Origin of the sequence: Austwickia chelonae NBRC 105200, assembly GCF_000298175.1 — a bacterium.
Taxonomy (GTDB): domain Bacteria; phylum Actinomycetota; class Actinomycetes; order Actinomycetales; family Dermatophilaceae; genus Austwickia; species Austwickia chelonae.
This window is the reverse complement of sequence record NZ_BAGZ01000008.1, coordinates 393,143-407,501: the sequence shown is the minus strand read 5'-3', so window position 1 is coordinate 407,501 and position 14,359 is coordinate 393,143. Positions and strand designations below refer to the sequence as shown.

Below are 14,359 nucleotides of genomic sequence, written 5' to 3'. Positions count from 1 at the left end.
TCTGCTCCTGAAAGAACTAGGTCGATGCTCAGTCCTTCTCGGCGTCTTTGGCCGCACGCTTTGTCGCGGCTTCCGCTTCCTTCACCGTGGCAACCTTCGGCGAGTAAGGCTCACGGACGAGCTCGATCACAGCCATCGGCGCGTTGTCACCTTTACGAGGACCAATCTTCGTAATACGGGTGTAACCGCCCGGGCGTTCGGCCATGTCAGGGGCGATCTCGGTGAAAAGCCGGTGGACGACGCCCTTATCCCGGACCACAGTCAGCACACGTCGACGCGCGTGCAGATCGCCACGCTTAGAGAAGGTGATAAGCCTCTCCGCGAGCGGACGAAGGCGCTTGGCCTTGGCCTCGGTGGTCGTGATCTTGTCATGCTCGAAAAGGGCCGTAGCCAGGTTCGCCAGCATAAGGCGTTCGTGCGCAGGACCGCCGCCGAGACGAGGTCCCTTCGTGGGGGTAGGCATGAAATCTCCTGTGGGTCTGCTGACCGATCCGCGTGACTGCGGTCAGTCGCTGATGTCGGTCAGTACTGCTCATCCTCGGCGAAAGCCGAGTCCTCGTCGTCGTCATAACGGTCGACGATTGCTGCAGGGTCGAATCCAGGCGGGCTGTCCTTGAGGGCTAGACCCATCCCGACGAGCTTGGCTTTCACCTCATCGATCGACTTCGCACCGAAGTTCCGGATGTCAAGCAAATCGGCTTCGCTACGCCCGACAAGCTCTCCGACGGTGTGGATACCTTCACGTTTGAGGCAGTTGTACGAGCGCACGGTGAGATCGAGGTCTTCGATCGGCAATGCCAGATCTGCTGCCAGAGCCGCATCCGTAGGAGACGGTCCCATGTCGATGCCTTCGGCTTCGACATTCAATTCCCTCGCCAACCCGAAAAGCTCCACGAGGGTCTTTCCTGCGGAGGCCAGAGCATCTCTCGGAGCCATTGAGTTCTTCGTCTCGACATCGACCACAAGCTTGTCGAAGTCGGTACGCTGCTCGACTCGGGTGGCTTCCACTCGATAGGTGACCGTCAATACCGGAGAATAGATCGAGTCAACCGGAATGCGACCAATCTCCTGGTCGCCTGACTTGTTCTGATGCGCCGAAACGTACCCGCGTCCGCGTTCTACGGTGAGTTCCATCTCGATCTTGGCCTTGTCATTCAGCGTGGCCAAGTGCAGGTCAGGATTATGCACCTCAACCCCGGCGGGAGGCGCGATATCAGCAGCAGTCACTGCACCAGGGCCCTGCTTCCGCAAATACATAACGACAGGTTCGTCATGCTCACTGGAAACCACAAGACCTTTGATATTCAAAATGAGCTCAGTGACATCTTCCTTAACACCCGGGATGGTGGTGAACTCATGGAGTACACCATCAATCCGGATGCTTGTCACTGCAGCGCCGGGGATGCTGGAAAGCAAGGTCCGCCGAAGTGAGTTGCCAAGCGTGTAACCGAATCCCGGCTCCAGTGGTTCAATAACGAACCGAGAGCGCGAGTCCGAGAGGACCTCCTCAGAGAGGATGGGCCGCTGTGCGATAAGCACGTCGATATCCTTCCCGTGAACCACCGCTATATGAAGTTCACGTATGCCGGGCCCTGCCCCCGGCGCTACGTCGCGCCTCTGTCCACGCAACGCACCTGAGAAAGACAATCAAAGGTACCCCGGCCGCGAACAGAATTTTCGAGTTCCAATTCAGAACTAGAAATCTCTCGAAACCTAGAGCTAGAACTTTATTGTCGGTGATGTCAGTGCTTAAGGGATGGGCACGCACTTGAAGGCGCGTGCCCATCCCCTTGTCATTTGAGACAGGCCACAGAAGTTCTGCTCAACATCCCAACAGAAATCATGTGAAAAACTGTCCATCTCAAGCTCAGCAGTGATCAGTTCTTCGAGTAGAGCTCGACAATCAGCTGCTCGGTGAGCACCGTGTCGATCTGTTCCCGGACAGGAAGCTGATGGATGAGAATCTGCAGTGTGCCAGGAACAACCTTCATCCAGGCAGGAACTGGCCGCTCTCCATAGGTCTGTCGGGCCAGTTCGATCGGGAAGGTTTCCCTGCTCTTCGGACGAACATCGATGATGTCGTACTGGCTTACCCGGTAACTGGGAACATCAACGCGTGTCCCGTTGACCAGGAAATGGCCGTGCGTCACCAGCTGGCGCGCAGCGCGACGAGTTCGGGCAAGCCCAGCACGGTAAATCACGTTGTCGAGCCTGGACTCGAGGATCTGCAGGAGGTTCTCGCCGGTCTTACCAGACTTGCGGACAGCTTCCTCGTAGTAGCCGCGGAACTGCTTCTCCATCACCCCGTAGGTGAAGCGAGCCTTCTGCTTCTCCTGGAGCTGGTGGAGATATTCCTTCTCCTGGATACGACCGCGGCCATGCTGACCGGGGGGGAATGGACGGTTCTCGAAGTTCTTGTCACCGCCGACAAGGTCGGTCTTCAGGCGGCGAGACTTCTTGGTGATTGGGCCGGTGTAACGAGCCATGGTGTCGTTCTCTCCTTGTCTTCGCTACTCGCAGCTCAAACGCGACGACGCTTGGGCGGGCGGACACCGTTGTGCGGAGTCGGCGTGACATCGCTGATGGCACCGACTTCCAGGCCTGTAGCGGTCAGCGACCGGATAGCCGTCTCGCGTCCTGATCCAGGCCCTTTAACGAAAACATCCACCTTCCGCATGCCGTGTTCCATAGCCCGGCGGGCTGCTGCTTCTGCAGCCATCTGGGCAGCGAAAGGCGTAGATTTTCGGGAGCCCTTGAACCCGACCTGTCCTGCAGAAGCCCAGGAAATAACAGCTCCTGTGGGATCGGTAATAGACACGATCGTGTTGTTGAACGTGCTCTTAATGTGAGCGTGCCCGTGGGCAACGTTTTTCTTCTCCTTGCGGCGCACCTTTTTGGCGCCTGCCGCCATGCGGCTCTTCGGAGGCATGTAGTGATCTCCTGCGTGCGAAGTGTGTGATCTAGCTGTTGCGCGCGGTCTTCAAAAAGGCCGACCTGGCCTCTCATCCCTTCAACAGGATAAAAACCAGAGCTTCTGGTCCTCCCTGGCCTGTCTGCGACGAGAAGTCGCAAAACTAAGCGCCAAAAGAAAACCCATATTGGTGATATATCCCGCAAGCCGCAAAGCGGCCTGAGCGAATTACCTACCAGCCTTTTTCTTTCCGGCGACGGTGCGCTTCGGCCCCTTGCGCGTACGCGCATTAGTCTTCGTGCGCTGCCCGCGCACCGGAAGACCCCTGCGGTGCCGGAGCCCCTGATAGCTTCCGATCTCCACCTTGCGGCGAATATCGGCCGCCACCTCACGGCGCAGATCTCCCTCAAGCTTGAAGTTTCCCTCGAGGAAGTCACGCAGATTGACGAGATCGGTCTCGGTGAGGTCCTTCACACGTGTGGACGGATCCACACCAGCAGCTTCGACAGCTTGCTTCGCGCGAGTACGGCCCACACCGAAAATGTAAGTGAGTGCGATCTCCACGCGCTTTTCACGCGGCAGGTCGACTCCTACAAGACGTGCCATTCGGTACGAATCTCCTGATCAGTACGGAGGTCTGGAGCAACACCGTCCCAACTGCTGTTGGTCCTCGGCCTCCGTGCCGGGGGTGACATCCGGATCATGGATCCGGGGCCGGGTGTTGCAAGTGTGCGATTTTGTCGCGTCACTTGAGTAGATCAAACGACGACGTACAAGAAAACTGGTAGATCAGCCTTGACGCTGCTTATGACGCAGGTTTTCGCAGATCACCATGACTCGCCCGTTACGGCGGATCACCTTGCACTTGTCGCAGATCTTCTTGACGCTGGGCTGAACCTTCATCTGCCTGCTGTCTTCAGATCTGGGTCCAGGACCTTGTTAAGAGCATTCACAACGCAGTCCTTGAACCTGTGGTGGGTTGGAATTGACGCCTGCATCTCCACCTAGGCGGCGAAGCAAGCGACTAGCGGGTGTCGCTCAACGGTAACGGAACACGATACGGCCCCGAGACAGGTCATAGGGGCTCAACTCGACGACCACCCGGTCCTCAGGGAGGATCCGGATGTAGTGCTGACGCATCTTGCCCGAGATATGAGCGAGAACCTTGTGACCGTTCGAGAGCTCAACCCGAAACATCGCGTTCGGCAGAGCTTCAACGATCGTTCCCTCGATCTCGATGACACCGTCCTTCTTGGCCATGTCCTCCGCAATCCGTTTAGCTCAGTCGCTCTAATCGAACGATTGAGCACCCTCCGGGCACACCCGGCTGTCTGGCATCTCCTGGTAGCAAGCAACCAGCGAGTCAACGTCGTTGTCACTCTCTGGGCGTCACTGAACGCGCCTGCAACTTGAAAGCAGAAAGGTGCCGAAGGTCAAGTCTAGTGCAGCCGCCCAGGAAGATGAAATCACCACACAGTAGTCTCCTGCTAGGCCCTAGTTCAGCTGGCCGCGGAGGCAGAGTCAGTCAAGATGACCGCATCTAACGCCCATGGATCCAAGCCGGGACTTTCCTCCGTCCTCAGCAGTGAGAACCCACACCCCGGCTTCAGTCACCGCGACCGTATGTTCCCAATGCGCCGCAAGACCCCCATCAGCGGTTACGACTGTCCAGCCGTCCTCCAAGACGGAAGTGTCACCACTCCCCAGCGCAACCATCGGTTCAATAGCAATAGTCGCACCTTCACATACCTTCGGAGTGCGTCCTTTAATCCGATAGTTGTAGACATCAGGCGCCATATGCATTTCTCGGCCGATACCGTGCCCGGTATAGCCGTCAACTATGGCCATATCTAGATCATGGATGTCAGCAAGCCGATCAATTTCATCTTCGATTGCACCGCCGACATCATTCAAAACTCCGTCGATCTTTAAAGCTGCAATCCCAGCCCACAAGCTAGATTCAGTTGAATCCATCAAGGCTAGCGCTTTTTCAGAGGCTGAAGCTCTTCCACCTACAATAAAACTCACCGCAGAATCGCCATGCCATCCATCCACGATCGCACCACAGTCAACTGAGACCAGATCCCCATCGGCAAGTTTTTTATCATTCGGAATCCCGTGAACAACAGCATGATTTACGCTAATGCACAAGGTGTGTTCATATCCAGGAACACCTGGAAAAGATGGCATTCCCCCCTTGGATAAAATCACTGAACGAGCAATTTCATCCAACTCAAGAGTTGTAATTCCAGACTGGGCCTGATCCTGCACGGTAGCTAATGCTGCATGTACAACAAGACCAGCATGTCGCATCATCAGAATCTGCTCACGAGTTTTCGGCTCAAGAACTTCGCGGCGCCCGAACATCATTTACCACCCTCACGGGTAGGGCGCGGAGGTTTCGGAGCTTCTACAGCCAAAACCTCCATACACCTGCGGAACACGTCTTCTACGCTTCCCGTCCCATCGATCTCGCGTAATAGCCCACGAGAACGAGCCATATCAGAAATAGGAATAGTTTCAGCCTTGTAGACTTTCATCCTCTCCCTGATCACGTCTTCAGTATCATCAGCTCGCCCCTCGATCTCAGATCGTTTCAAAAGCCTCGATACCAATATCTCATCGGGGACGATAAGTTCGATGACGTGATCTAAATCAACCTCACGAGCCCAGTGATACTCGCGAAGAGCCCAAGCCTGTTCGACAGTGCGAGGATACCCATCTAAGAGGTAACCCCCCTCAGCATCCCTCTCCTGAAGTCGCTTAAAAACAATCTCATTCGTGACTTCATCGGGGACGAAATGCCCAGATTCAATGATCGACTGGACCTTCTGGCCCAAAGAGGTCCGCTCTTTGATATGGTTTCGGAATATATCACCAGTCGAAATTGCCGGAATCCCCAAGGCTTCCGAAATCCGAGCAGCCTGTGTACCTTTACCGGCCCCGGGGGGGCCGAGAAGCAATAGTCGCAACGCTGAATCTCCTTCCGAAAGCGCTGATCAGCACCCACTGACCCCGCACATCTCGACGGGAATCTTAGTACGTTCTTCAACCGTTCCGTGTTCATACACACGTATTCGCGCGGAACGAGACGGGCAGGATCCTCTTCACGAAGAGAACCCTGCCCGGAGAGGGAACAAGCGCGTCAGCGCAAGAAACCTTCATAGTGTCGCTGTTGCAGCTGTGACTCAATCTGTTTGACGGTCTCGAGACCGACACCCACGATGATCAACAGCGAAGTGCCTCCGAAGGGGAAGTTCTGGTCTGCATTGAGCATCACGAAAGCCACAATCGGAATCAACGAGATAACCGCCAAGTAGAGCGCTCCGGGCACGGTGATGCGATTCAACACATAACGCAAATATTCCGCAGTTGGCCGCCCAGCCCTATAGCCTGGTATGAAACCACCGTAGCGCTTCATATTGTCAGCGACCTCATCCGGATTAAATGAAATCGACACATAGAAGAAAGTGAAAAGGATAATCAATGCGGTATAGAGGCCGATATGAATCGGACTGTGTTGCGAAACCACATTTGCCTCAAGCCAATTTACCCACTCTGGCCGTTCAGCACTCGCTCGCTGGAACTGAACAATCAACCCAGGGATAGCCAACAGCGAAGAAGCAAAGATCACCGGAATAACGCCAGCCTGGTTCACCTTTAAAGGAATATAAGTGGTCGTGCCACCATACATTCGCCGACCGACCATGCGTTTGGCGTATGTCACCGGAATCCTTCGCTGACACTGCTCTACGAATACAACCGCAGCAATAATGGCCAGCCCGATAACAATCACCAGAAGAAAGGTGCCCCACTTTCCATCGCGCTCCTTGATCGACCAAAGCGAACTCGGAAAACGCGCGGCGATTGAAGTAAAGATGAGCAAGGACATCCCGTTACCGATCCCTCGCTCCGTAATGAGCTCCCCCATCCACATGATCAGACCAGTGCCCGCCGCCATGGTGAGGATCATAATAACTGGCGTCCACCAGTTATTATCCGCCATGATGTTGAGGCAGTTCCCACCAAAGAGCGCCTGAGGGTTATGTGCGAAAGTAACGAATGTGGATCCCTGAAGAAAAGCAAGTGCGATAGTCAGATATCGCGTATATTGAGTCAGCTTCGACTGCCCCGACTGCCCTTCTTGCTTAAGGGTTTCAAATCGAGGGATCACAACAGTAAGCAGCTGAACAATAATACTTGCCGTAATATACGGCATGATTCCAAGGGCGAATATTGATAGCTGAAGCAGCGCGCCACCACTGAACAAATCAGCTAGGCCGAGAAGCTGGTTAGCTCCCCCACCGTGAGCTTGACACTTTTGAACTTCTTTATAGCTAATTCCTGGAGTCGGCACAAAAGAGCCTAGTCGGAAAATAGCCATGATGAAGAAGGTGAAAAGGAGCTTCTTACGCAGATCGGGCGTTTTAAACGCTCGGGCGAAGGCCGTGAGCACGAATCCTCCTGGTGAGGGGTGCACACCTGCCGCTCATAGGAGGCAGGCACGCTTAACATCTCTGGGGACGATAACACCCCGGGTCCGGTGTACCCGGCACCCGGGGTGTTATGTAGCGGTGGCTTCCCAGTCCCGGGCTCGTCAGAGCTGCGTTACGGTTCCGCCAGCTGCCTCGATCTTTTCCTTCGCAGAAGTTGAGAACTTGTGCGCTGAGATGTCCACCTTGACGGTGATCTCGCCATCACCGAGAACCTTGACCAGGTGTCCAGAACGAACCGCTCCCTTAGCGACAAGGCCCTCAACCGTGATCTCTCCGCCTTCGGGGAAGAGCGCAGAGATACGGTCCAGGTTCACTACCTGATACTCGGTACGGAAAGGGTTCTTAAATCCTCGGAGCTTCGGCAAGCGCATATGAAGGGGCATCTGACCACCTTCGAAGCGCTCAGGTACCTGGTAGCGAGCCTTCGTACCCTTGGTTCCTCGGCCAGCAGTCTTACCCTTGCTTCCTTCACCGCGGCCGACGCGAGTCTTAGCGGTCTTGGCTCCAGGGGCAGGGCGGAGATGGTGAACTTTGAGCGCGTGCCCGGTCACCTTCTCCTCGGCAGATTTGTCATGAGCTGCCACGGTCAGTCAACCTCCTCGACGGTCACTAGATGCATGACCGTACGGACCATCCCGCGGATTTCAGGACGGTCCTCTTTGACGACGCAATCTCCGATGCGCTTCAGTCCCAGAGTACGCAAGGTCTCACGCTGGTTCTGTTTGCCACCGATCTCAGAACGGATCTGAGTCACCTTCAAACGAGCCATCACGCACCAGCTCCAGCAGCTCGTGCTCGGAGCAATGCTGCAGGGGCCACGTCCTCAAGCGGCAGGCCTCGGCGAGCAGCGACGCTCTCAGGCCGTTCAAGACCCTTCAGAGCTTCCACAGTCGCGTGGACAATATTGATCGCGTTGTCCGAACCGAGAGACTTAGACAACACATCACTGATCCCTGCACATTCCAGTACCGCTCGCACAGGACCGCCAGCAATCACACCGGTACCCGGCGCTGCGGGGCGCAGCAAGACAACACCAGCGGCAGCTTCACCCTGAACAGGGTGAGGAATGGTGCCTTGGATACGAGGAACCTTGAAGAAAGCCTTTTTTGCTTCCTCGACACCCTTAGCAATTGCTGCAGGTACTTCCTTCGCCTTGCCGTAGCCGACACCAACGGTTCCTTCGCCATCCCCCACTACGACAAGTGCAGTGAAGCTGAAACGACGGCCACCTTTGACGACCTTCGAGACACGGTTGATCGTGACGACTCGCTCAACATACTGATTACGGGCGTCGTCCTGCCCGCCACGGCGGTTGTCACGGTCGCGGCCACGACGGTCGCCTCGCTCGTTGCGGTCGCCGCCGGCACGGTCGGAGCCACCGGCGGCACCGGCGCCAGTGCCTCGGCGCTGGGGTCCAGCCATCAGTCGATCCTCTTCTCGTAGTTCATAGTCATGACAGCCATCACAACGCTAGGCCGCCCTCGCGTGCACCGTCAGCAATAGCTGCGATACGTCCGTGGTACTTGTTACCGCCACGGTCGAAGACCACTGACGAGATCCCAGCGTCCTTCGCACGCTGGGCAAGCAACTCGCCGACCTTCTTAGCCTTAGCGGTTTTGTCGCCCTCCATGCCGCGCAGGTCCGCTTCCATCGTCGAAGCCGATGCAAGTGTCTTACCGACAACGTCATCGACGATCTGAACGAAGACGTGGCGCGATGAACGAGTCACTACCATACGCGGCTGCTGAGCAGTACCGGATATTTTCTTCCGGAGGCGGAAGTGGCGCCGAGTACGTGCCGCAGCCTTGCTCTTTCCGCGTTTGACGATCATGGCCATGACTTACTTACCAGCCTTTCCGACCTTGCGGCGGACAACTTCGCCGGCGTAACGCACGCCCTTGCCCTTGTAGGGGTCAGGCTTACGCAGCTTGCGAATGTTAGCCGCAGTTTCACCCACAAGTTGCTTGTCAATGCCCGCAACGCTGAACTTAGTCGGACCTTCAACAGCAAAGGTGATGCCAGCCGGCGGCTCGACAACGATAGAGTGGCTGTACCCCAGGGCAAACTCGAGGTTTGAGCCTTTAGCCAATACGCGATAACCAGTGCCCTGGATCTCCAGTTTCTTTTCATAACCGCTCGTCACGCCGATAATCATGTTATTAATCAGCGTGCGAGTCAGCCCATGCAAAGAACGTGACATCCGCTCGTCGTTAGGACGTGAGACCTGTACGGACCCATCGTCACACCGCGCCACCGTAATCGGCTCGCGCACATGAATGCTGAGCTCGCCCTTGGGCCCCTTGACGCGTACGTCCTGGCCTTCGATGGTCACTTCGACGCCGGATGGCACGGAGACAGGGAGTCGTCCGATTCGGGACATGTCTTCTCCTCCTTGGTTTCCGTCACCAGACGTAGGCGAGGACTTCCCCGCCAACGCCCTTAGCCGCCGCCTGCTTGTCCGTCAGAAGGCCTGAGGACGTGGAAATGATCGCCACGCCGAGGCCACCGAGAACCTTGGGCAGATTCGTCGACTTCGCGTACACCCGAAGCCCTGGTTTGCTCACGCGGCGGACACCAGCGATTGAGCGTTCCCGGTTCGGGCCGTACTTAAGGTCGATGATGAGCGTCTTGCCCACCGTCGCCTCTTCCACACGCCAACTTGCGATGTATCCCTCTTTCTGAAGGATTTCCGCAATGTTGGACTTCAACTTTGAAAACGGCATCGACACTGTGTCATGGTGTGCCGAATTGGCGTTCCGGACGCGCGTCAGCATGTCCGCAATCGGGTCGGTCATGGTCATTGGGCTTCTCCGCCCTTCCTCACCGGGGTTTCACCTTCCGCGTCAGGCGCGGGGCGACCTACGGTGTAGAAGCTTGTTGTCTCGATTACCAGCTGCTCTTGGTGACGCCGGGCAGCTCACCACGGTGTGCCATCTCCCGAAGGCAGACACGGCACAAGCCGAACTTCCGGTACACCGAGTGGGGTCGTCCACACTTCTGGCATCGGGTGTAGGCGCGTACCTTGAACTTGGGCTTGGCGTTCGCTTTGTTGATCAGCGCAGTCTTAGCCACGATCAGTTCTCCTTGAACGGGAAGCCGAGGTGGCGAAGCAACGCACGGCCCTCGTCGTCATTCGTTGCGGTTGTGACAATGGTGATATCCATACCACGCACGCGGTCGATTCGATCCTGGTCGATCTCATAGAACATTGACTGTTCGTTAAGGCCGAACGTGTAGTTTCCACGACCGTCGAATTGTTTCGGTGACAAGCCGCGGAAATCACGGATCCGCGGCAGGGCCACGGTCACAAGCCGGTCCAGAAATTCCCACATACGGTCGCCACGCAATGTCGCATGGCAGCCAATAGGCATTCCTTCGCGCAGTTTGAACTGTGCAATTGATTTACGGGCCTTAGTAACCACAGGCTTTTGTCCCGTGATCACAGTCAGGTCCCGGACCGCGCCCTCAATAAGCTTGCTGTCACGAGCTGCTTCGCCGACACCCATGTTGACGACGACTTTGGTCACCCCGGGAACCTGCATGACGTTGCCGTAGGCAAATTCCTGCTGAAGCGCAGAACGGATGTCCTCACGGTAGCGCAGCTTAAGACGAGCCTGAGGAACAGAAACCGTACTCTCAGTCATCACAGGTCCTTCCCAGAACGTACTGACACGCGCACGCGCTGCGTCTTAGTACGCCCGTTGCGATCAACCGTCTCGATGCGCGTCTTGATCCGCGTCGGAGATTTTGTCTCCGGGTCTACGATCGCGACGTTGCTGACGTGAATCGGCGCTTCTGCGTGAATGATTCCACCAGTGCGCGAACCGCTCGCGGTGGCGCCTGGTTTCACATGCTTGGTCGCTCGGTTAATTCCCTCGACCAACACTCGGTTGCTCTCAGGGAAAACCTCAATAACCTTGCCTTGCTTTCCGCGGTCTCCGCCTTTGTCCTGCTTGCGACCTGTAATGACCTGGACCAGGTCGCCCTTCTTAATCTTCATCTTGGCCATAGCCTCAGAGCACCTCCGGGGCGAGCGAGATGATCTTCATGAATTTCTTCTCACGCAGCTCACGCCCCACGGGGCCAAAGATGCGAGTACCTCGCGGGTCGCCATCGTTCTTGAGAATAACGGCAGCATTCTCATCGAATTTAATGTAGGAACCATCAGGCCGACGACGTTCTTTCTTCGTCCGAACGATAACGGCCTTCACCACGTCACCTTTTTTGACGTTTCCACCCGGGATGGCATCCTTCACCGTTGCAACGATGACGTCTCCCACGCCGGCATACCGCCGACCAGAGCCTCCGAGAACACGGATGCAGAGAATCTCCTTCGCACCCGTGTTGTCGGCGACACGCAGTCGCGACTCCTGCTGAATCACTTCTCACTCCTGTCGTCGCGCTGGTTCTCTCCGCCTTAATACGGTCGAGCCTTGCGGAACGGATCTTGTGGTTCGTGGTGGGGCCAGAAAAATTCGTTCTAGCCCCACCACGGGAGGCTTACTTAGCGCGCTCGAGAATCTCCACGACCCGCCACCTCTTGGTAGCAGACAGCGGCCGAGTCTCCATCAACAGCACGCGGTCGCCGACGCCACACTCGTTCTGGGCATCGTGCGCCTTCAGCTTGCTGGTCCGACGCATGACCTTGCCGTAGAGAGGATGCTTCACGCGGTCTTCAACTTCGACGACAACAGTCTTGTCCATCTTGTCGCTGACCACATAGCCCTGGGCCGTCTTACGAGCGCTACGCTCCAAGGCCTCCACGGTGCTCTCCTTGTTCTCAGCCATCACTCGGCCCCTCCGATGTTCAGCTCACGCTCACGCATGATCGTGTAGATCCGTGCGATATCGCGCCGCACCGCACGCAGCCGACCGTGGCTTTCCAGCTGCCCTGTCGCCGACTGGAACCGAAGGTTGAAGAGCTCTTCTTTGGCTTTGCGAAGTTCATCGACGAGCTTCTCGTCAGAGAGCTCACGCAGGGTCTCAGGAGCAAGGTCCTTGGAACCAATCGCCATCAGTTGTCACCACCCTCACGCCGAACGAAACGGCACTTCATCGGGAGTTTGTGCATTGCGAGACGCATAGCTTCGCGCGCAACCTCCTCGGACACGCCAGAAAGCTCGAACATGACTCGGCCTGGCTTCACATTCGCCACCCACCACTCAGGAGATCCCTTACCGGAACCCATCCGAGTTTCTGCAGGTTTTTTCGTCAGCGGACGGTCCGGGTAGATATTAATCCACACCTTTCCACCACGCTTGATGTATCGCGTCATAGCGATACGGGCAGACTCGATCTGTCTGTTGGTGACATAAGCAGGTTCCATAGCCTGGATACCAAACTCGCCGAAGGCGATTGTTGTACCGCCCTTAGCCTGTCCGTGTCGATCCGGGTGGTGCTGCTTACGGTGTTTGACGCGACGCGGAATCAGCATCAGGATTCAGCCCCTTCAGAAACAGGCGCAGGCGCTTCCCCAACGGCGGAAGCATTAGCAGCTGCGGAATCGTTGCTTTGACGCTGGCTGCTGCGGTCACCACTCTGGCGCCGCCCCCGGGACGGGCGGTCTCCACGTGCACCACGAGACGGCCGACCAGGAGCAGACGCCTGCTGAGCTGCCAGCTCCTTAGCGGTCATATCGCCCTTATAGATCCACACCTTCACGCCGATACGACCGAAAGTGGTCTTTGCCTCGTAGAAGCCGTAATCAATCTGGGCACGCAATGTATGCAGCGGAACGCGCCCTTCTCGGTAGAACTCCGAGCGGCTCATCTCAGCCCCACCCAAGCGGCCAGAACACTGGACGCGGATACCCTTTGCGCCAGCGCGCAAAGAAGACTGCATTCCTTTACGCATAGCGCGACGGAAAGAGACTCGAGCCGACAGCTGCTCGGCAATACCTTGAGCAACAAGCTGAGCATCCATCTCGGGGTTCTTCACCTCGAGAATGTTCAGCTGAACCTGCTTCCCAGTGAGCTTTTCAAGCTCACTCCGGATACGATCCGCCTCTGCTCCACGGCGGCCAATCACGATGCCCGGGCGCGCAGTGTGAATGTCCACACGCACTCGGTCCCGAGTGCGCTCAATCTCAACTTTGCTGATGCCAGCGCGCTCCATGCCGGTCGACATCAGTCGACGAATAGCTACGTCTTCTTTGACGTAATCACGGTAACGCTGTCCGTTCTTCGTGCTGTCCGCGAACCAACGGCTTTTGTGGTCAGTCGTGATACCAAGCCGGAAGCCGTGCGGGTTAACTTTCTGACCCATCAGCGGGCACCTCCCTTGTTCTCCAGCTGGCTCACGACGAGCGTGATATGACAAGTTCGCTTATTGATTCGGTAGGCCCGCCCTTGAGCTCGAGGCTGGAACCGCTTCATCGTGGGGCCTTCATCAACGTAGGCCGAGCTGATAACGAGCTGGCTCTCGTCAAAAGGCATCGCAGTCTTGTCGGACTGGAAACGTGCATTAGCAATAGCCGATGCAAGCAGTTTACGAACAGGCTCGCTAGCTGACTGCGGCGCAAACTGCAGCACTGCCAGCGCTTCTACGGCTCGCTTTCCTCGGATGAGGTCCACGACACGGCGGGCCTTCATGGGCGTGACGCGCACATTGCGCGCCTGCGCCTTGGCTTCCATCACGTTGTCCTTGCTGTCAGTAGGCATCAGCGACGACGCCCCTTCTTGTCATCCTTCACGTGACCTTTGAACGTCCGGGTCGGGGCAAACTCGCCGAGTTTATGACCGACCATGGACTCAGTCACAAACACAGGAACGTGCTTACGACCGTCGTGAACGGCGAACGTGTGTCCGAGAAAGTCCGGCGCGATTACAGAGCGACGAGACCACGTCTTGATGACGTTCTTGCTCCCGCTCTCATTGGCGACGTCCACCTTTTTCTGCAGGTGGTCATCGATGAAAGGGCCCTTCTTCAGGCTACGCGGCATGTCTCCAGGCTC

At 56.7% G+C, this 14,359-nt stretch carries 26 protein-coding genes; all 26 read right to left on the bottom strand.

The genetic code is table 11. From position 1 onward, the window contains the following. Positions 1-28: 28 nt before the first annotated feature. The gene (rplQ, locus tag AUCHE_RS08525) at positions 29-463 is read right to left on the bottom strand and encodes a 50S ribosomal protein L17 (protein ID WP_006502882.1); all 435 of its coding nucleotides are present in this window, start codon (positions 461-463) and stop codon (positions 29-31) included. 59 nt (positions 464-522) lie between these two features. Next, on the bottom strand, positions 523-1,539 hold the full coding sequence (locus AUCHE_RS08520) for a DNA-directed RNA polymerase subunit alpha (protein ID WP_006502881.1): 1,017 nt from the start codon (positions 1,537-1,539) through the stop codon (positions 523-525). Positions 1,540-1,877: 338 nt separating this feature from the next. Beyond that, positions 1,878-2,486 carry a 30S ribosomal protein S4 gene (gene rpsD, locus AUCHE_RS08515; RefSeq protein ID WP_006502880.1) on the bottom strand — a complete coding sequence of 203 codons (609 nt, stop codon included), beginning with the start codon at positions 2,484-2,486 and terminating at the stop codon, positions 1,878-1,880. Between the two features lie 35 nt (positions 2,487-2,521). Then, the gene (gene rpsK / locus AUCHE_RS08510; protein WP_006502879.1) at positions 2,522-2,929 is read right to left on the bottom strand and encodes a 30S ribosomal protein S11; all 408 of its coding nucleotides are present in this window, start codon (positions 2,927-2,929) and stop codon (positions 2,522-2,524) included. Between the two features lie 210 nt (positions 2,930-3,139). Beyond that, the gene (gene rpsM, locus AUCHE_RS08505) at positions 3,140-3,517 is read right to left on the bottom strand and encodes a 30S ribosomal protein S13 (protein WP_006502878.1); all 378 of its coding nucleotides are present in this window, start codon (positions 3,515-3,517) and stop codon (positions 3,140-3,142) included. Positions 3,518-3,700: 183 nt separating this feature from the next. Then, positions 3,701-3,814 carry a 50S ribosomal protein L36 gene (rpmJ, locus tag AUCHE_RS16195; protein ID WP_006592630.1) on the bottom strand — a complete coding sequence of 38 codons (114 nt, stop codon included), beginning with the start codon at positions 3,812-3,814 and terminating at the stop codon, positions 3,701-3,703. 135 nt (positions 3,815-3,949) lie between these two features. Beyond that, entirely contained in the window at positions 3,950-4,171 is a 222-nt protein-coding gene (gene infA, locus AUCHE_RS08500; RefSeq protein WP_006502877.1) for a translation initiation factor IF-1, read from the bottom strand. A gap of 261 nt (positions 4,172-4,432) precedes the next feature. Beyond that, a complete protein-coding gene (gene map, locus AUCHE_RS16190) occupies positions 4,433-5,281 on the bottom strand; it encodes a type I methionyl aminopeptidase (protein WP_006502876.1) in 849 nt (282 codons plus the stop codon). After that, the gene (locus AUCHE_RS16185) at positions 5,278-5,883 is read right to left on the bottom strand and encodes an adenylate kinase (RefSeq protein ID WP_006502875.1); all 606 of its coding nucleotides are present in this window, start codon (positions 5,881-5,883) and stop codon (positions 5,278-5,280) included. Before AUCHE_RS16185 ends, map begins: the two co-directional genes overlap by 4 nt. Positions 5,884-6,056: 173 nt before the next feature. Continuing rightward, entirely contained in the window at positions 6,057-7,367 is a 1,311-nt protein-coding gene (gene secY, locus AUCHE_RS08495; RefSeq protein WP_006502874.1) for a preprotein translocase subunit SecY, read from the bottom strand. A gap of 141 nt (positions 7,368-7,508) precedes the next feature. Then, positions 7,509-7,991 (bottom strand): 50S ribosomal protein L15, encoded by a 483-nt coding sequence (rplO, locus tag AUCHE_RS08490; RefSeq protein WP_006502873.1) that lies wholly within the window; start codon positions 7,989-7,991, stop codon positions 7,509-7,511. 2 nt (positions 7,992-7,993) lie between these two features. Beyond that, positions 7,994-8,176 (bottom strand): 50S ribosomal protein L30, encoded by a 183-nt coding sequence (rpmD, locus tag AUCHE_RS08485; RefSeq protein ID WP_040321845.1) that lies wholly within the window; start codon positions 8,174-8,176, stop codon positions 7,994-7,996. After that, complete coding sequence (gene rpsE, locus AUCHE_RS08480) at positions 8,176-8,829, bottom strand: 30S ribosomal protein S5 (protein ID WP_006502871.1); 654 nt, start codon at positions 8,827-8,829, stop codon at positions 8,176-8,178. The genes rpmD and rpsE overlap by 1 nt, the downstream gene beginning before the upstream one ends. A 40-nt stretch (positions 8,830-8,869) precedes the next feature. Beyond that, a complete protein-coding gene (gene rplR / locus AUCHE_RS08475) occupies positions 8,870-9,244 on the bottom strand; it encodes a 50S ribosomal protein L18 (RefSeq protein WP_006502870.1) in 375 nt (124 codons plus the stop codon). A gap of 3 nt (positions 9,245-9,247) precedes the next feature. Then, entirely contained in the window at positions 9,248-9,787 is a 540-nt protein-coding gene (gene rplF / locus AUCHE_RS08470) for a 50S ribosomal protein L6 (protein ID WP_006502869.1), read from the bottom strand. 22 nt (positions 9,788-9,809) lie between these two features. Continuing rightward, on the bottom strand, positions 9,810-10,208 hold the full coding sequence (rpsH, locus tag AUCHE_RS08465) for a 30S ribosomal protein S8 (protein WP_006502868.1): 399 nt from the start codon (positions 10,206-10,208) through the stop codon (positions 9,810-9,812). 85 nt (positions 10,209-10,293) lie between these two features. Further along, positions 10,294-10,479, bottom strand: a complete 186-nt coding sequence (locus AUCHE_RS08460) for a type Z 30S ribosomal protein S14 (RefSeq protein WP_006502867.1) — start codon at positions 10,477-10,479, stop codon at positions 10,294-10,296. A gap of 2 nt (positions 10,480-10,481) precedes the next feature. Beyond that, complete coding sequence (gene rplE / locus AUCHE_RS08455; protein ID WP_006502866.1) at positions 10,482-11,051, bottom strand: 50S ribosomal protein L5; 570 nt, start codon at positions 11,049-11,051, stop codon at positions 10,482-10,484. After that, the gene (rplX, locus tag AUCHE_RS08450) at positions 11,051-11,416 is read right to left on the bottom strand and encodes a 50S ribosomal protein L24 (protein WP_006502865.1); all 366 of its coding nucleotides are present in this window, start codon (positions 11,414-11,416) and stop codon (positions 11,051-11,053) included. Before rplX ends, rplE begins: the two co-directional genes overlap by 1 nt. A gap of 4 nt (positions 11,417-11,420) precedes the next feature. After that, complete coding sequence (rplN, locus tag AUCHE_RS08445; RefSeq protein ID WP_006502864.1) at positions 11,421-11,789, bottom strand: 50S ribosomal protein L14; 369 nt, start codon at positions 11,787-11,789, stop codon at positions 11,421-11,423. A gap of 118 nt (positions 11,790-11,907) precedes the next feature. Beyond that, complete coding sequence (gene rpsQ, locus AUCHE_RS08440; RefSeq protein WP_006502863.1) at positions 11,908-12,195, bottom strand: 30S ribosomal protein S17; 288 nt, start codon at positions 12,193-12,195, stop codon at positions 11,908-11,910. Beyond that, positions 12,195-12,422 (bottom strand): 50S ribosomal protein L29, encoded by a 228-nt coding sequence (gene rpmC / locus AUCHE_RS08435; protein WP_006502862.1) that lies wholly within the window; start codon positions 12,420-12,422, stop codon positions 12,195-12,197. Before rpmC ends, rpsQ begins: the two co-directional genes overlap by 1 nt. After that, positions 12,422-12,841 (bottom strand): 50S ribosomal protein L16, encoded by a 420-nt coding sequence (gene rplP, locus AUCHE_RS08430; RefSeq protein WP_006502861.1) that lies wholly within the window; start codon positions 12,839-12,841, stop codon positions 12,422-12,424. The genes rpmC and rplP overlap by 1 nt, the downstream gene beginning before the upstream one ends. Beyond that, the gene (gene rpsC / locus AUCHE_RS08425) at positions 12,841-13,671 is read right to left on the bottom strand and encodes a 30S ribosomal protein S3 (protein ID WP_006502860.1); all 831 of its coding nucleotides are present in this window, start codon (positions 13,669-13,671) and stop codon (positions 12,841-12,843) included. Before rpsC ends, rplP begins: the two co-directional genes overlap by 1 nt. Continuing rightward, the gene (gene rplV / locus AUCHE_RS08420; protein ID WP_006502859.1) at positions 13,671-14,039 is read right to left on the bottom strand and encodes a 50S ribosomal protein L22; all 369 of its coding nucleotides are present in this window, start codon (positions 14,037-14,039) and stop codon (positions 13,671-13,673) included. Before rplV ends, rpsC begins: the two co-directional genes overlap by 1 nt. Positions 14,040-14,065: 26 nt before the next feature. Then, positions 14,066-14,347, bottom strand: coding sequence for a 30S ribosomal protein S19 (gene rpsS, locus AUCHE_RS08415; protein WP_006502858.1), 282 nt, complete (start codon positions 14,345-14,347; stop codon positions 14,066-14,068). Between the last annotated feature and the right edge of the window lie 12 nt (positions 14,348-14,359).

Bases quoted from the DNA above. Each gene is read 5' to 3' on its own strand.
- rplQ (WP_006502882.1), bottom strand. From the start codon at position 463: ATGCCTACCCCCACGAAGGGACCTCGTCTCGGCGGCGGTCCTGCGCAC.
- rpsD (WP_006502880.1), bottom strand. From the start codon at position 2,486: ATGGCTCGTTACACCGGCCCAATCACCAAGAAGTCTCGCCGCCTGAAG.
- rpsK (WP_006502879.1), bottom strand. From the start codon at position 2,929: ATGCCTCCGAAGAGCCGCATGGCGGCAGGCGCCAAAAAGGTGCGCCGC.
- rpsM (WP_006502878.1), bottom strand. From the start codon at position 3,517: ATGGCACGTCTTGTAGGAGTCGACCTGCCGCGTGAAAAGCGCGTGGAG.
- rpmJ (WP_006592630.1), bottom strand. From the start codon at position 3,814: ATGAAGGTTCAGCCCAGCGTCAAGAAGATCTGCGACAAGTGCAAGGTG.
- infA (WP_006502877.1), bottom strand. From the start codon at position 4,171: ATGGCCAAGAAGGACGGTGTCATCGAGATCGAGGGAACGATCGTTGAA.
- map (WP_006502876.1), bottom strand. From the start codon at position 5,281: ATGATGTTCGGGCGCCGCGAAGTTCTTGAGCCGAAAACTCGTGAGCAG.
- rpmD (WP_040321845.1), bottom strand. From the start codon at position 8,176: ATGGCTCGTTTGAAGGTGACTCAGATCCGTTCTGAGATCGGTGGCAAA.
- rpsE (WP_006502871.1), bottom strand. From the start codon at position 8,829: ATGGCTGGACCCCAGCGCCGAGGCACTGGCGCCGGTGCCGCCGGTGGC.
- rplR (WP_006502870.1), bottom strand. From the start codon at position 9,244: ATGGCCATGATCGTCAAACGCGGAAAGAGCAAGGCTGCGGCACGTACT.
- rplF (WP_006502869.1), bottom strand. From the start codon at position 9,787: ATGTCCCGAATCGGACGACTCCCTGTCTCCGTGCCATCCGGCGTCGAA.
- rpsH (WP_006502868.1), bottom strand. From the start codon at position 10,208: ATGACCATGACCGACCCGATTGCGGACATGCTGACGCGCGTCCGGAAC.
- rplE (WP_006502866.1), bottom strand. From the start codon at position 11,051: ATGACTGAGAGTACGGTTTCTGTTCCTCAGGCTCGTCTTAAGCTGCGC.
- rplX (WP_006502865.1), bottom strand. From the start codon at position 11,416: ATGGCCAAGATGAAGATTAAGAAGGGCGACCTGGTCCAGGTCATTACA.
- rpsQ (WP_006502863.1), bottom strand. From the start codon at position 12,195: ATGGCTGAGAACAAGGAGAGCACCGTGGAGGCCTTGGAGCGTAGCGCT.
- rpmC (WP_006502862.1), bottom strand. From the start codon at position 12,422: ATGGCGATTGGTTCCAAGGACCTTGCTCCTGAGACCCTGCGTGAGCTC.
- rplP (WP_006502861.1), bottom strand. From the start codon at position 12,841: ATGCTGATTCCGCGTCGCGTCAAACACCGTAAGCAGCACCACCCGGAT.
- rpsC (WP_006502860.1), bottom strand. From the start codon at position 13,671: ATGGGTCAGAAAGTTAACCCGCACGGCTTCCGGCTTGGTATCACGACT.
- rplV (WP_006502859.1), bottom strand. From the start codon at position 14,039: ATGGAAGCCAAGGCGCAGGCGCGCAATGTGCGCGTCACGCCCATGAAG.
- rpsS (WP_006502858.1), bottom strand. From the start codon at position 14,347: ATGCCGCGTAGCCTGAAGAAGGGCCCTTTCATCGATGACCACCTGCAG.